12 protein-coding genes are annotated in these 14,286 nt (G+C 37.4%); 8 read left to right on the forward strand and 4 right to left on the reverse strand.

The window, feature by feature from the left end; translation table 11 throughout:
- Positions 1–3 precede the first annotated feature (3 nt).
- Positions 4–1,695: a tetratricopeptide repeat protein gene (locus ACFIJS_RS04865; RefSeq protein WP_375650380.1), complete on the reverse strand. Its 1,692-nt coding sequence runs from the start codon at positions 1,693–1,695 to the stop codon at positions 4–6.
- 95 nt (positions 1,696–1,790) lie between these two features.
- Entirely contained in the window at positions 1,791–2,867 is a 1,077-nt protein-coding gene (locus ACFIJS_RS04870; RefSeq protein WP_375650381.1) for a polyprenyl synthetase family protein, read from the reverse strand.
- Between the two features lie 180 nt (positions 2,868–3,047).
- On the opposite strand from ACFIJS_RS04870, the gene ACFIJS_RS04875 reads away from it, so the two are divergent.
- The 7 genes from ACFIJS_RS04875 to ACFIJS_RS04905 all read left to right on the forward strand — a co-directional run bounded on the left by ACFIJS_RS04875 (position 3,048) and on the right by ACFIJS_RS04905 (position 9,991).
- On the forward strand, positions 3,048–3,836 hold the full coding sequence (locus ACFIJS_RS04875) for a tRNA1(Val) (adenine(37)-N6)-methyltransferase (RefSeq protein WP_375650383.1): 789 nt from the start codon (positions 3,048–3,050) through the stop codon (positions 3,834–3,836).
- A gap of 191 nt (positions 3,837–4,027) precedes the next feature.
- The gene (locus tag ACFIJS_RS04880; RefSeq protein ID WP_375650384.1) at positions 4,028–4,876 is read left to right on the forward strand and encodes a S49 family peptidase; all 849 of its coding nucleotides are present in this window, start codon (positions 4,028–4,030) and stop codon (positions 4,874–4,876) included.
- A 238-nt stretch (positions 4,877–5,114) separates the two neighbouring features.
- On the forward strand, positions 5,115–6,023 hold the full coding sequence (locus ACFIJS_RS04885) for a 4-(cytidine 5'-diphospho)-2-C-methyl-D-erythritol kinase (protein ID WP_375650385.1): 909 nt from the start codon (positions 5,115–5,117) through the stop codon (positions 6,021–6,023).
- 250 nt (positions 6,024–6,273) lie between these two features.
- Positions 6,274–6,948: a ribonuclease HII gene (locus ACFIJS_RS04890; RefSeq protein WP_375650386.1), complete on the forward strand. Its 675-nt coding sequence runs from the start codon at positions 6,274–6,276 to the stop codon at positions 6,946–6,948.
- The gene (locus ACFIJS_RS04895) at positions 6,945–7,907 is read left to right on the forward strand and encodes an L-threonylcarbamoyladenylate synthase (RefSeq protein WP_375650388.1); all 963 of its coding nucleotides are present in this window, start codon (positions 6,945–6,947) and stop codon (positions 7,905–7,907) included. Before ACFIJS_RS04890 ends, ACFIJS_RS04895 begins: the two co-directional genes overlap by 4 nt.
- 2 nt (positions 7,908–7,909) lie before the next feature.
- Positions 7,910–9,319, forward strand: coding sequence for an FAD-binding oxidoreductase (locus ACFIJS_RS04900; RefSeq protein ID WP_375650389.1), 1,410 nt, complete (start codon positions 7,910–7,912; stop codon positions 9,317–9,319).
- A 144-nt stretch (positions 9,320–9,463) separates the two neighbouring features.
- Positions 9,464–9,991: a DUF6101 family protein gene (locus ACFIJS_RS04905; protein WP_375650390.1), complete on the forward strand. Its 528-nt coding sequence runs from the start codon at positions 9,464–9,466 to the stop codon at positions 9,989–9,991.
- Between the two features lie 848 nt (positions 9,992–10,839).
- Here ACFIJS_RS04905 and purD read toward each other — a convergent pair.
- Positions 10,840–12,114, reverse strand: coding sequence for a phosphoribosylamine--glycine ligase (purD, locus tag ACFIJS_RS04910; RefSeq protein WP_375650392.1), 1,275 nt, complete (start codon positions 12,112–12,114; stop codon positions 10,840–10,842).
- A gap of 90 nt (positions 12,115–12,204) precedes the next feature.
- On the opposite strand from purD, the gene ubiA reads away from it, so the two are divergent.
- On the forward strand, positions 12,205–13,209 hold the full coding sequence (ubiA, locus tag ACFIJS_RS04915) for a 4-hydroxybenzoate octaprenyltransferase (RefSeq protein WP_375650393.1): 1,005 nt from the start codon (positions 12,205–12,207) through the stop codon (positions 13,207–13,209).
- 236 nt (positions 13,210–13,445) lie between these two features.
- Here ubiA and pdxH read toward each other — a convergent pair whose 3' ends face one another.
- A complete protein-coding gene (pdxH, locus tag ACFIJS_RS04920; protein WP_375650394.1) occupies positions 13,446–14,069 on the reverse strand; it encodes a pyridoxamine 5'-phosphate oxidase in 624 nt (207 codons plus the stop codon).
- Positions 14,070–14,286: the final 217 nt, after the last annotated feature.

A 14,286-nucleotide genomic window follows, 5' to 3' on the forward strand; every position in this document is an offset into this window, starting at 1 on the left:
TTATTACAAACCAAATTTCAACTTTTCTTGAATTTGTTCAGAATTTTCTGGTTTTCCGTCAATTGCGTGGTTCCATTGAAAGATTGCTTCACGTTTACGTCCAACTTTCCAATAAGCATCTCCTAAATGATCATTCAGTGTTGGGTCCTCAGGTTGTAATCTGACAGCATTTTCTAATATTTGCACTGCTTTATTATATTCTTTTAGTTTATAATAAGCCCACCCTAAAGAATCGAGAATATGACTGTTGTGAGCTTGCAAAGCAGAAGCTTTTTGCAGCATACGGAGCGATTCTTCAAGCTTCTCATCACGTTCTACAAGGGAATAGGCTAAATAATTAAGAACCTGTGGTTGGTTTGGGAAAAGTTCAAGTGATTTTCGCAAGTCAATTTCTGCTTTTGGCCATTGCTTTAAACGTTCAAAAGCGATACCACGCTGATAAAAGAGTTTCCAATCGTCCTGCTGAAAGTTTTTTATCTGGGCAAGAGCGTAGTCTAGAGTTTTAATGGCCTCAAGAAATTTATTGTCCTGCATATAAAAAGCAACGAGCGTTATCAAAATATTACGATCATTGGGAAATTTTTCATTTAACAATGTGAGTAATTTTATTGCTTCTTTGTAATTGTTGTTATTGGCAAGAAGGAATGCAAGATGAAGTTGTCCATCTTTATAATAAGGGGATTTAGGGGATAAAGCGCGATAAAGTTTAATTGCTTGATGAGGATCACTCAATTTAGCAGAAATGTGTGCAAGCTGAAACAGTGTTGCGTCATTTTGAGGGTATAAGGCGAAAGATAATTGCTTAAAAATACGTGCAATTCGCCCTGAGTTTTTGTGGTTGAGGGCTGTTCCAAAATTATATAATACCTCGGCTGCTCCTTGTTGAGGTGTTTTAATAACTCTCTCTAAGAAAGATTTTTTTTCAATTTTTTCTCGAAAGTTTTTAAGGACTTCTCGACCTGACAACATTTGTTCGCCATGTTGGATTGTTTGAAGAGCTTGGTTGCGCATATTATGGCGCAATTGGAATGAGGCATAGGCTATGATAATACGTTCATAGGTATTAGGCGCGATAAGAGTTCCCTGTTTGTTACTAAGTGCTTTAATGAAATATTTTTTTGCATCCTTTTGCTGTTCTGCAAGGTCGCTCATAAGTGCTAGATGATAAGATATAAAAAGGTCATACCAGACAGGACCTTTGAGTTTCTTAAGATCAGCGATTGCCTGAGATTTTTGTCCAGATCCAAATTTAATCCAAGCACCGATGAGTTCAGGTATTGGATTATTGGATGGCGAAGGTTCTTTTGATTTCAGAAAAAAATTGGCATTCTTATAGTTTTTTTTGATGAGACTTTCTACTGACAAAGTTAAGGAAACAAAGGGAGTTATAACATCTTGCTCTTTGAGTTTTTGGGCTTGTTGGACAGCTTCTTTAAAGTTTCCGACCGAGAGCATAGCTTCAAGGAGCTCTTTTTGTGTTTCAATGTTATCAGGTTGATAAACGAGTGCTTGTTTAAAGTAATTGATAGCAAGTTCTGTTTTATTTTCATGATTTGCAACCCTTCCAGCTAAATAAGCACCTGTAAATGAACTTGTATGAATTGCGTTGCTTATTTTACTGTAGGTGAAGGATGGCATCAGCATGATACCCACGATAAAGAGGGTAAAAAGTCGAGATACCGTTGCAGAGCACATGGAGCTAATCCTTTTCAAGATAATCAATCGATGGTATTGTTTATAGATCATATCTCATTACTTTGTTGAGAAATACTGCGATTTTTGCAAAGAATTCAGTTTATGCGCGCAATACAAAATTCAACAGTCTCAACGAGAGCATTGTAAGCAAGATTTTTGTTCATGAGAACCAGAGCATCAATTGCATGTTTTCCATAGATGCGTGCTTGTTCTATTGTATCTGTAATACTATCATACTTTTCTATTAAGTATTGCGCGTATGCGAAGGCTTCATTATTGTTATTGCCATCTTCAAGTGCTTGTTTCCAGAATTTTTTTTCTACCATATTCCCACGTTCATATGCGATAATAACAGGCATTGTTATTTTTCCTTCTCTAAAATCATCCCCTATATTTTTTCCTAAGTTTTGAGCACTACCGTTATAGTCAAGTGCATCATCAATCAATTGGAAAGCTAAACCTAAAGATGTTCCATATTCACGTAATGAAGAACGTTCTTTATGTCCATAGCCAGCAACAATCGGTCCTACTTCAGCGGCTGCTGAAAAAAGTGCGGCTGTTTTTGCATTGATGATTTTGAGATAGTCTGAAGGGCTGGTTTTGATATTTTTTGCAGCAGAAAGTTGCATAACTTCTCCTTCAGCAATAATTGCAGCAGCGTTCGCTAGGACAGAGAGCGCTTCTATGGAACCGACATCGACCATCATTTTAAAAGCCTGACCCAACAGGAAATCACCAACAAGTACACTTGCTTGATTTCCCCAAATCATCCGTGCCGTGGATTTTCCACGTCGCAAATTACTTTCATCAATCACATCATCGTGTAGTAATGTTGCTGTATGCATAAATTCAACAGCTGTTGCGAGTTTTATATGCCCGTCACTTTGATAACCGAACATATGAGCAGAAGCGAGCGTAATCATTGGGCGTAACCGCTTTCCACCTGATGAAATAAGATGGTTAGAAATTTCAGGAATCATCTCAACCTCTGATTTGGCCATAGAGAGAATAAATTGATTTACGCGCTCCATATCTTTTTGAGTAAGATTGACAAGAGATTGAAGAGAAATTTGATTATTTCTTATTTGTTCTGGTTTGATAGCTGCACTCAATGTGTTTACTCCTAGAGTGTTGCAATGGACATATATAAAATTTACTTTATTTACTAGCATAAAGGGGGTTTGGTTTTGACTCAAGCTTTTGATGGCGCTTTGAAGTGTAAGCTTGGAATGTTATTGGCAAGAAATGTTCTTTAACGAGTGTAATGTTGTTGTTATGAAATAATAAAAAAATTTAAAATAGCGGCTGAATAGCAAAAATGCAGTTTATAAAGATGAACATTAGGCTTTTAAATGGATAAAATAGCGAATCAGAGCGGTGAAACAATTGACAGTTTTCACCGCGGGAAATTTTATTTGGTTCAACCCCATAAATATGGTCATCGTTCTGGAGTGGATGCGATGTTATTGGCTAGTTTGGTTCCAAGTAATTTAAAGGGCAAGGTTGTTGATTTAGGTGCAGGTGCTGGAGCTGCAGGGTTGGCTGTTGCTTCGCGTTGTCTGAAAGTTCATGTTACCTTAGTTGAACGTTCAGCTTTTATGGTATCTTACGCTCAAAAAACGCTCATGCTAAAACAAAATAAACAATTTGCTAGCCGAATTTGTTTGCTAGAAGCAGATGTTACCTTCAAAGGGAATGCCCGTATAAAAGCAGGTTTGATAGATAATAGCTTTGATTTTGCGATTATGAATCCACCTTTTAATAATCCTAGTGATCGCAAGACACCTGATAAACAAAAATCTGAAGCGCATGTTATGTCTGAAGCGATGTTTGATAACTGGTTACGGAGTGCAGCAGCCATTGTTAAGCCAGGTGGATACTTAGGGCTCATTGCGCGTCCACAATCGCTGACAGATATCTTGCGTGCTTTAGAAGGGCGTTTTGGTGGGATTTGTATAATTCCTGTGCATGCACGTGCGAAAACAGCAGCAATTCGTCTTTTATTTTACGCAAAACGAGGAAGCAGAGCAGCTTTATCTATTTTACCGGCATTGGTTATACATGAAGGGGATGAGCATACTTTTTCGCCACGGGTTGATGCAATTAATAATGGATATATAAGCTTGTGGGAACTTTTCTAATAGTATCTTGTGTTTTTTAGTTTATTATTTAGAGTCCAAACTTTGTTATTAGGGAGGTTTGACTTTGGGTGAAGTTATATTTCTGCTTGTAATGTGGGAATTGATTGGCGCTTTTGGATATTATCGCGTTCTTCCTTTTTGTTGTCCTTGCCTATTTAATTGTTCTTAATTTATAAGGAGATTTTGTTTTGATGGATGTTATTAAAAGTTTTATTCCACGCCGTTTTTCTTCTGATAAACTGGAAATTCCTGTGGTGCGCCTTCAAGGAGCAATTATGGATTCATCAGCCTCTATATCTCGTACCCTTTCCCTCAGTAGGTGTGCAAATCTTTTAGAGAAGGCTTTCGCACACAAAAAGTCACCGACTGTTGCACTTATTATTAATTCTCCTGGTGGTTCACCTGTACAGTCGCGTTTTATTTTCAAGCGTATTCGTGACTTGGCAGAAGAAAAAAATAAAAAGGTTCTTGTGTTTATTGAAGATATTGCAGCATCTGGTGGTTATATGATTGCTTGTGCGGGGGATGAAATTTTTGCAGATCCTTCTTCAATTGTTGGTTCCATTGGAGTGGTTTCAGCTTCCTTTGGTTTTCCGGAACTTTTGAAGAAAATTGGTATCGAACGGCGTGTATACACGGCAGGAAAGAACAAAGTTACATTAGATCCATTTCAGCCAGAAAAAAAGGCGGATATTGAGCATTTGAAATCTCTCCAACTTGAAGTGCATCAAACTTTTATCGATTTGGTTAAAGAACGGCGTGCTGCAAAATTATCAGATGATTCGAATCTTTTTACAGGAATGTTTTGGAGTGGAAAACAAAGCGTTGAGCTTGGTCTGGTTGATGGATTGAATGATGTACGTTCTGTTATTAAGGAGCGCTTTGGTAATGATGCAAAACTTCGACTTATTATGCCTCCAAAAAGTTTTTTAGGACCTAAAACGCCTTCAGGAGTGGCGGCACATACGGTTTATACAGTCGTTGATAGTGCATTGATGGCAGCAGAAGAGCGAGCGCTTTGGCAGCGTTATGGTTTGTAATGGAAAAAATCATTTAAGCCAGAGGGCTTTTTATCTAAAAATAGATGCTAGAAGAAAAAAGGCTTGAAATGATACTAATGAGAACATGTTGTTTATTTTGTATGAGAACTCTTTATATTTATTGTTTGTTTAGAAAGCGATTAAGAATATTTCAAGCTGTTTATAGGGGTTGTGCTAAAAGTATGGATAAAAGGGGGGGATTTTGTAAAAAAACCTATGCAGCTGAATATTACGTCATATGATATCAAATGTATCAGCTTCGTTCCAAAGACATTCCTATTTATTTACACCTATTAAATTGAATTTAGCTCTACATGTTGTGGGGCAACGTGCTGATGGGTATCATTTAATAGAAAGTTTGGTTTATTTTAGTCTTAGTGGCGATTGTCTACACTATGCACCTTGTGAAAATAATCAGTTTGTTTTGACGGGACCGTTTGCAAAAGGCCTTGTTTCTCATTTAGACAATTTGGTTATTCGTGCACGGGATTTTATGCATAAGACTTTTCCTGAATATGCTCAACCTGCTTTTTTTCGGCTTGTAAAAACATTACCTGTTGCTTCAGGCATTGGTGGTGGCTCAGGTGATGCAGCTGGGGTTGTAAACATGTTGCGTCAACAGTGGAATCTTGATTGCTCTTACGAAGAATTAGCAAAAATAAGCTTAGTTCTTGGTGCTGATGTTCCCATGTGCCTTTGTGCATTAGAATATCAGCAGCCGCTTTTGGTCAAAGGAATTGGTCAAGAGATAATACAACTAAAAGGAGCCTGTTCTCTTGCAATGGTATTGGTTAATCATGGACAGGAGATTTCAACACAAACTGTTTTTAAAGCGTTAGAGAAGCATCATAACCCTTCTTTAAAAATTAATACAGACGCTTTAAAGAGTGTTGATTCATTGGTTGAAGCTTTACAAGAAACGCGTAATGATCTTTTTTCTTCTGCATTAAAAATAGCACCTCAGTTAGCTGAAGTGTTATCTATATTAGATGAATGTGGGGCTCTTTTTTCCCGTATGTCTGGAACGGGAGCAACTTGCTTTGGCATCTTTAAAAATAAACAAACGGCGCAACAAGCAGCTCTTTTTATCAAATCAATGCACCCAAATTGGTTTGTAAAACCTATCATGACTTTAGGAAATATTTGATAAATAAATATAAAAGCTTTTATTTCGTCATGATTTTATTATACACAATAAAAGAGAGTAAACAAAGAAATGTATTTTTTGTTTTTTAGATAAAATAAATACATGCTAAAATGGTTTTTGAGAAAAGAAAATAGACAACAGAATACTTTTTATTTTGTTTTTTTTACCTTTTGTGCAAGAATTTGCAGAATGTTTGAAGAGCCATTTAAAACTGTAATGCTTGCAAAAAATGGTCAGGATACAGAAATAGATGTATGTTGGTTGTATTTGTGATTTATCAAAGATGTTTAATTTTCCACTTCAACCAAATTTTTCGTGCGAATTGGATTTGCAAAAACAGGGTTTTTTTCATATAGCAGGTGTTGATGAAGTAGGACGGGGGCCTCTCGCTGGACCTGTGGTAACGGCAGCAGTTATCTTGGATAAAGATCATATTCCTAATGGGTTAAATGATTCAAAAAAACTTTCTTTTCTCCAACGAAATAGACTTTATCACGAAATTTTGCAAAGTGCATTAGCGGTTTCAGTCGCTAGTCTTTGTGCTCGTACAATTGATCAATCTAATATTAGAAAAGCAACTTTAGAAGCAATGCATCGCTGTATTATAGGATTAGCCATTCCAGCTCACTATGTCCTTGTTGATGGACGTGATATTCCTTCTGAGTTGTCCTGTCCTGCAATGGCGTTGATTAAGGGCGATCAGCGTTCTGTTTCAATTGCAGCTGCATCCATTATTGCGAAAGTAACGCGTGATCGGATGATGGAATGTGCAGGACAAGTTTATAAAGGGTATGGTTTAGAGAAGCATGTAGGTTATGCAACGCTAGCGCATCGTACAGCTCTTGGTAAATATGGACCAATTAGAGGATTACATCGTTATAGTTTTGCACCACTTAAAGAGTGTTATAGAAATGGTGTGTCATGACGATTCTACCACTCAATAGTGCTTCGATAAGAGAGGCAATAGCGCTTCTTGAACAAGGGAAGTTAGTAGCGTTACCAACGGAAACTGTTTATGGATTAGCGGGCGATGCAACCAATGGGAGGGCAATTTCTTCTATTTTTTCTACAAAGAGTCGTCCGCAAATTAATCCTCTTATTGCGCATGTCAGCGGCATCGAAATGGCGGAACGTTATGTTAAAATTGACTTTCTTTCACGCCAATTAATGGAGGAATTTTGGCCAGGTCCTTTGACATTGGTTTTGCCTTTAAAGGAACAGCATAATATCCATCCTTTAACAACCTCTGGTTTGAATACCTTGGCTGTTCGTTTTCCAGACAGTCGTTTTGCGGAAGTGGTACAACATTTTGGCCGCCCACTTGCTGCTCCTAGTGCAAATCAATCGGGGCGTCTTAGCCCTACTTCAGCTGAGGCTGTTTTTGCATCTTTGGGGAAATCTATTCCTTTGATATTGGACGGAGGACCTGCTAGAATAGGCCTTGAATCAACGATTATTAAAATTTGTGGTAAAAATATTTATCTTTTGCGTCCAGGGGGGCTTGCGGCTGATAAAATTGAAGAAGTTGTGGGGAAGTCTTTAAAACGGATAGATCAAAGGGCGGCGATTGAAGCTCCAGGGATGTTAAAGTCGCATTATGCTCCCAATGCCACGATTCGTTTGAATGTAGTAAAGGTAGAAAATGGTGAAGCGCTGTTAGCATTTGGTTCAAAGCGCGTTATGGGAGCTGAAAATGCCGTTTCTATTTTAAACCTTAGCGAAGATGGAAAGTTGGAAGAGGCAGCCTCTCATTTATTTCAATATATGAAGGAATTAGATTCATTTAAAGTGAGATGTATCGCAGTAGAACCTATTCCATCATACGGATTAGGGGAGGCTATCAATGATCGTCTTATACGGGCTGCGGCTCCAAAGGAGAAATGAACATGGAGCAGGAATTAATTGAGGGATTTAGGGAAATTGTTGGTGCTAAGCATGCTATAACAGATCAAGCGTTGATTGCACCGTATTTGCTTGAAGAGCGTGGGCTTTTTCATGGAAAAACACCTTTACTTTTACGTCCATCTTCTTGTGCAGAGGTCTCATCGATTATGCAGTTAGCGAGCAAAACACGCACACCGATTGTGCCACAGGGTGGAAATACAGGGCTTGTGGGGGGACAACAACCAGATGAAAGAGGAGGGGGCGTTCTTTTATCCATGGAGCGATTAAATAAGATTAGAACTATAAATCTTGAAGGAAATTTTGTTGTTGTAGAGGCTGGTGTTATTTTACAGGATTTACAGAAAAAAGTGGATGAATCAGCTCGTTTTTTCCCTCTTTCTTTGGCATCTGAAGGTTCTTGCCAAGTAGGAGGAAATCTTTCATCGAATGCTGGAGGGACAGCTGTTTTAGCCTATGGCAATATGCGTGATCTTTGTCTTGGTTTGGAAGTTGTTTTACCGGATGGCCGTATTTTAGATGATTTGCGTTTTGTTAAAAAAGACAATAGCGGTTACGATTTGAAAAATCTTTTTATTGGTGCAGAAGGTACGCTGGGTGTTATAACCGCAGCCGTTTTGAAGATGTTTCCAAAAATAAAAGGAAAAGCTGTTGCTTTGGTGGGATTGTATAGTCCGAGGAAGGCTTTAGAGTTTTTATCTCTGGCTCAAGAGTATGGAGGAGGGATGTTGACAGGTTTTGAGCTCATGGGAAATCTCAGTTTGCAAATGGCTTTAGATTATAAGATGTGTGAGAAGCCTCCTCTCCAGCGGAAACATGAATGGTATGTATTAATGAACATTTCATCGTTGCAAGGCAATGATGAGGCGTTATCAGTATTGAGTATTATTTTAGAAGAAGCTTTAAAGAATGCAGTGATAGAAGATGCAGTTATTGCGCAATCTTTAAAACAGCAAGATTTTTTTTGGCAATTACGAGAAAGTATATCATCAGCACAAAAGTTAGCAGGAGGGTCCATTAAGCATGATATTGCAGTCCCACTTGCATCTATTCCTGATTTTATTGCTGAGGCAGCGCTTATTGTTGAAGATATTGCTCCAGGAGCACGGGTGATTTGTTTTGGACACATGGGCGATGGAAATTTACATTATAATATTACACAACCTGTTGGAGCTGATAAAACAGTGTTCTTGCAGTTATGGTCAAAAATGAATCATCGCATTCATAGTTTAGTGATGGACTATAGAGGTGCATTTTCTGCTGAGCATGGAATTGGTCAGCTTAAGCGCGAAGAACTTCGTTTTTTTAAATCGCCTGTCGCATTGGATATTATGCAAGGGATTAAAAAAATGCTCGATCCTTTAGGGATAATGAATCCCGGAAAAGTATTATAATTCAAGAATGGTGATCATGTATTTTTGTTTAGATTTTAATAACCAAAAAAGAAACCAGTTGTTTGTTATTCAAACTTTTAATAATCCAATGAAAAAAAGCTGCTAAAGGGTGTATGTTATTTAAGATAAATTGGGATAATGTATATGGCTAATCAATGCTTTAATCAGGCAAAAGCGGTGCTTGAATTTCGGTTAGATCCGTGCCATTTGCCACAAACGACGACATATTTTTCATCCAAAACGGGTAATCAGGTTATTTGTTCATTAAATGAGCGTGGTGTTTCTTTTAAAACGGATATGCCTTCAAGCTTATCGCATTTAATACCTCCTTATCATTTCCAAGGAATTGCAGCACGTACCGTAAAAACGCGTTCAGGAGAAAGAGCTGTTGCATTAGAGTTACTTCATGCCGATGAGGAAGCTTGTATACCGCTTTTGGTTTCCAGAGATTTGAATAATGTTCTTCTGGATTGGCGATTATGGGCGGATACTTATGGCCTCCCCATGCTTATGATCAATGAAGATAATCGCATTCTGGTTGTAAAAGATCGTTCTGATTTACATCGATTTTTTGGTAAAACAGCACATTCTAGACAAAAGCGTTTTTTACTTCGTTATAGCAATCCGTTAGGCTTGCGTTTGGTGATTGCGAATCGAATTGCACTCCAGTAATATTAATATGCATTCATTTTTGTACTACCGTAAGCATTTATCTTGTTGTGCCCTAAAATATCGTTGTTTGGGGCGGTAATATAAGGCATGTAAACTTCACACATGAAGTGTTTTTAGAGGACATGGCGAATATTCTTAAGTTTTCTTGTCGGTTTTTGTGGAATTGAAGTATATGAGTGGGAACCAAGAGGAACCCGCTTAATGAGAATCCAGACGTTTACAGACGGGATTTGGTATGACTTTTGGTTCTTTAAGGCAAAGAGGAAGTCAATATATTCTTATTTCATCTCCCTCTTATAATCAAAATCATTTAGATAGAAAGGGTTATCGTAATATTGAGAGTTGGAAAATACAATGATGGTATCGGTTTTTATCTTTATTCCAGAAAGATGGCAGAATGGATTTATACTATTTACAGGTAGTGTCGTAAAATGGGAGTGACGAGCATGAGAGATATTGTTTAAGAATTTGTACGTGAATAATACCAGTATCTTTTTTGGGGAGGCATTTTATTTTTCGTAAAAGCGAAATTTCATTAAAGAACAAAATAAATGATAGTATATATGTTTTTCTTCAGGGTTTTATAAGAAAGAAAGTATTGATAAAAGTGATGAGAAAATGCGTTTAAAGTAAATACAACAGTAAAATGATCAGTTTATATTACAGTTTCATATTTAGAAAATTTTTCTATTTTATCATGAGTAGGTATCCTATTTATAATATTTGATTGTTCAAAGGAAAGAACACTCATTTTTTCAAAATTATGGTCAATGTAAAATAGTGAGAAAATTTGTGTATCATGCTCTTATATAAAATAATCAAATCGTAAAAAAGAATATTCAAAGGATTTAGTTTTCTCGCGCAATGGCTCTCCATCCGATATCACGACGAACAAAACCTTCTGGCCAATCAATACAATCAACAGCTTCATAAGCACGTTTTTGTGCATGCGTAATCGTTTTTCCTGTTGCTGTTATATTGAGAACACGTCCACCATTTGCAATGAGTTCTCCATCACGCAATACTGTACCAGCTTGAAAAACTTTCACATCGGGAAGAGTGTTTACTTTATCAACGTTACGAATAACAGTACCTTTTTGGGGAAAGTCTGGATAACCATTAGCCGCCATAACAACGGTGAGAGCAGTTTTTTCAGACCACCGAAGAGGCTTATTTTCAAGTTTTCCTTGAGCTGCAGCAAGAAAAATTGGCAAAATGTCATCTTTGAGACGCATCATTAAAACTTGACATTCAGGATCACCGAATCGTACGTTAAATTCAATTAATTCAGGTCCTTTTTGCGTTATCATTAATCCGACGAAGAGAATGCCTTTAAAGGGGGCGCCCATTTCTTTCATGCTTTTTAAAGCTGGTTCAACAATTTCTTTGAGGGTACGATTCACTATTTCTTTGGTCATGATGGGCGCTGGTGAATAAGCACCCATACCGCCGGTGTTTGCTCCAATATCCCCATCTCCTACACGTTTATGATCTTGGGCAGATCCAAAAGGAAGAGCAACTTTACCATCACAAAGGCAGAAGAAGCTTGCTTCTTCACCTTCAAGAAAAGATTCTACAACAATTTTGTTTCCTGCATCTCCAAATGCACTTTTGAAGCAGGCATCGACTGCGTTAAATGCTTCTTCCATAGTTGTTGCAACCACGACACCTTTACCAGCTGCTAAGCCATCAGCTTTAATAACAATGGGAACACCTTGTTGATGAATGTAAGCTTTAGCTTTAGAGGCATCATTAAAGCATTGGTAACTCCCTGTAGGAATGTTATTCTTACGACATAAATCTTTTGTAAAAGCTTTTGAACCTTCTAGTTGAGCAGCTTTTTGAGTAGGACCAAATACACAGATGTTAGCGCTATTAAGAGAGTCTGTTATACCCGCAACCAACGGTGCTTCTGGTCCTACAATCACAAGATTAATAGAATGTGCTTTACAAAAATCAATAACAAGGGAATGGTCATCAATGTTTAAATTAATATTTTCACCAAATTCTGTTGTCGCTGGATTTCCAGGAGCACAATATAACTTTGTTAGCAATGGTGATGCAGCTATTTTCCATGCTAAAGCATGTTCTCGTCCACCTGAGCCAATAAGAAGAATATTCATTGCTTGCTCCTCTCATAAAAGATGATTAATCTCATCTCCTTCTCATAAGAATGAAATGTCTCTATCGCAAGACTAAAGGTAAATCATTTGATGAAAAAAAATAAAAATATCGCGCATGTTCAGTCCTATGATAACCAAGGACGGGTTATGGATGCATCTTCCAAACAATGGGTCTACAATTTCCTTCCCTGTTCTTTATGGTTTTATGCGCAATTGGCGCGTTGGGATCGGCCTATCGGATGGCAATTGTTGATGTGGCCTTGTTTTTGGTCAACAACAATGGCTTTTTTTTCTTATAACATGCATTACGATACTCTTTTATCAATGTTTTTTCATTGGGTTTGGTATCTTTTTCTTTTTTTTCTAGGATCTATTGCTATGCGAGGGGCAGGGTGTACTTGGAATGATCTTATTGACCATAAAATTGATGCTCAGGTAGAAAGGACACGTTCTCGTCCATTGCCGACAGGCCATGTGAGTAGATTTCAAGCAAGAGTTTTTATATTTGTGCAATGTTTGGTTGGTTTAGTCGTTTTATCACAATTTAATAGGTTTAGTTTTTTTCTAGGTATTTCGTCATTGATAGCTGTTGCATTTTATCCTTTTATGAAACGCGTAACATATTGGCCGCAGTTTTTTTTAGGCGTTGCGTTTAATTGGGGGGCATTAATGGGGTGGGCTGTTGTCTTTGGAAGTTTAAGCTGGGCACCAATCTTGCTTTATGTGGGATCAATCTTGTGGACCATAGGATACGATACAATCTACGCACATCAAGATAAAGAAGATGACGCTACTGTTGGTGTCCGTTCTACGGCTCTTCTCTTTGGTAAAGGAACCAAGCGTGCTTTAGTGTTTTTGTATGGTGGTTTTGTGGTGTTCGTTAGTCTAGCATTTTATTTAGCTAGAGTCCCTGTTCTTAGTTTTTTTGGGATTTTTGTGGCAAGCATCCATATGTTTATTCAAATTAAAGTCATTGATATAGATGACAGTTCACAATGCCTCAGGCTTTTCAAATCTAATTCGCTTATTGGTTTTGTGATTTTTGCTGGTTTAGTATGTGGGGGTATATGGACGATATTTTATCCTGCGGTCTAAAAATAAGTTAGCTAAAATCATGGTTTCTGCTGAATACAGTATTTTCTTTTAAATAAGTTTGTTGCTAATTTATTTTTAAGCGATACAGTAGAAAATATTACCAATTAACTTTTACAGTGAAAATAAAATTCTTCTATTTAAATAAAGCCAATCATCTTCTTTTAGAAATTTTCAAATAAAAATATTTGGTTAACTGTTGGGAAGAAAAAATCTTCATAACGATGAAGTTTGAAGGATTAGGGATAAAGTTTTTGTCTTTTCCAATTGCTGTGTGCAACACAATCGCGTGTAAAAAGCAGACGATCATGTAAACGAAATGGGCGGTCGCACCAGAACTCTATAGAAAGGGGTTTAACACGAAACCCAGACCAATAAGGTGGTCGTGGAATATTGCCTAGAGCATAACGCGCAGTATATTGAGCAATTGCTTTTTCGAGCACAAAACGATTGTCTAAAGGTTGAGATTGTTTAGATGCCCATGCCCCAATTCGACTACCACGTGATCGCGATTGGAAATAGGCATCGGCTTCCTGCGTACTGACTTTTTCAACAATTCCTCTAATTCTGACCTGACGACGGAGCGATTTCCAATGAAAACCTAAGGATGCTTTCATTGATTTTAAAATTTCTTGTCCTTTACAGCTTTCATAATTGGTATAAAAGACGAAGCCTTGGGGACTGTAGTCTTTGAGGAGAACCATACGAACATTAGGCAGTCCTGTTTCGTCAACTGTTGCTAATGCCATAGCATTTGGATCATTTATTTCACTTATCGTTGCCTCTTCAAGCCACTTTGCGAAAAGTTCAAAAGGTTTTTGCATTTGCATAAAATGATCATCTGTTGGTATTTTGTTGCTCATAGTTTCTCCAAATATCAGTGAGCATGAGTGAGGCATTTTCTCATTTACTTTATTATCAAGAAGTTACAATCCCATTTTTTCTTATTTTCAAAAAGCGAATGCTATCGTGTATTTCTATGGTAGTTTAATTATTTTTACTTTAGCATAGACTACAATGAGCTATATTAAATAAATGTCTCATTTTATCTGGTATTTTAGTTTATTGATAGACATATGA

It is taken from the genome of Bartonella sp. OT172YNZD, from assembly GCF_042193725.1.
Taxonomy (GTDB): domain Bacteria; phylum Pseudomonadota; class Alphaproteobacteria; order Rhizobiales; family Rhizobiaceae; genus Bartonella; species Bartonella grahamii_A.

Bases quoted from the DNA above. Each gene is read 5' to 3' on its own strand.
- ACFIJS_RS04890 (WP_375650386.1), top strand. From the start codon at position 6,274: ATGTATGTTGGTTGTATTTGTGATTTATCAAAGATGTTTAATTTTCCA.
- ubiA (WP_375650393.1), top strand. From the start codon at position 12,205: ATGAAAAAAAATAAAAATATCGCGCATGTTCAGTCCTATGATAACCAA.
- purD (WP_375650392.1), bottom strand. From the start codon at position 12,114: ATGAATATTCTTCTTATTGGCTCAGGTGGACGAGAACATGCTTTAGCA.
- ACFIJS_RS04895 (WP_375650388.1), top strand. From the start codon at position 6,945: ATGACGATTCTACCACTCAATAGTGCTTCGATAAGAGAGGCAATAGCG.
- ACFIJS_RS04905 (WP_375650390.1), top strand. From the start codon at position 9,464: ATGGCTAATCAATGCTTTAATCAGGCAAAAGCGGTGCTTGAATTTCGG.
- pdxH (WP_375650394.1), bottom strand. From the start codon at position 14,069: ATGAGCAACAAAATACCAACAGATGATCATTTTATGCAAATGCAAAAA.
- ACFIJS_RS04870 (WP_375650381.1), bottom strand. From the start codon at position 2,867: ATGCTAGTAAATAAAGTAAATTTTATATATGTCCATTGCAACACTCTA.
- ACFIJS_RS04885 (WP_375650385.1), top strand. From the start codon at position 5,115: ATGATATCAAATGTATCAGCTTCGTTCCAAAGACATTCCTATTTATTT.
- ACFIJS_RS04880 (WP_375650384.1), top strand. From the start codon at position 4,028: ATGGATGTTATTAAAAGTTTTATTCCACGCCGTTTTTCTTCTGATAAA.
- ACFIJS_RS04875 (WP_375650383.1), top strand. From the start codon at position 3,048: ATGGATAAAATAGCGAATCAGAGCGGTGAAACAATTGACAGTTTTCAC.
- ACFIJS_RS04865 (WP_375650380.1), bottom strand. From the start codon at position 1,695: ATGTGCTCTGCAACGGTATCTCGACTTTTTACCCTCTTTATCGTGGGT.
- ACFIJS_RS04900 (WP_375650389.1), top strand. From the start codon at position 7,910: ATGGAGCAGGAATTAATTGAGGGATTTAGGGAAATTGTTGGTGCTAAG.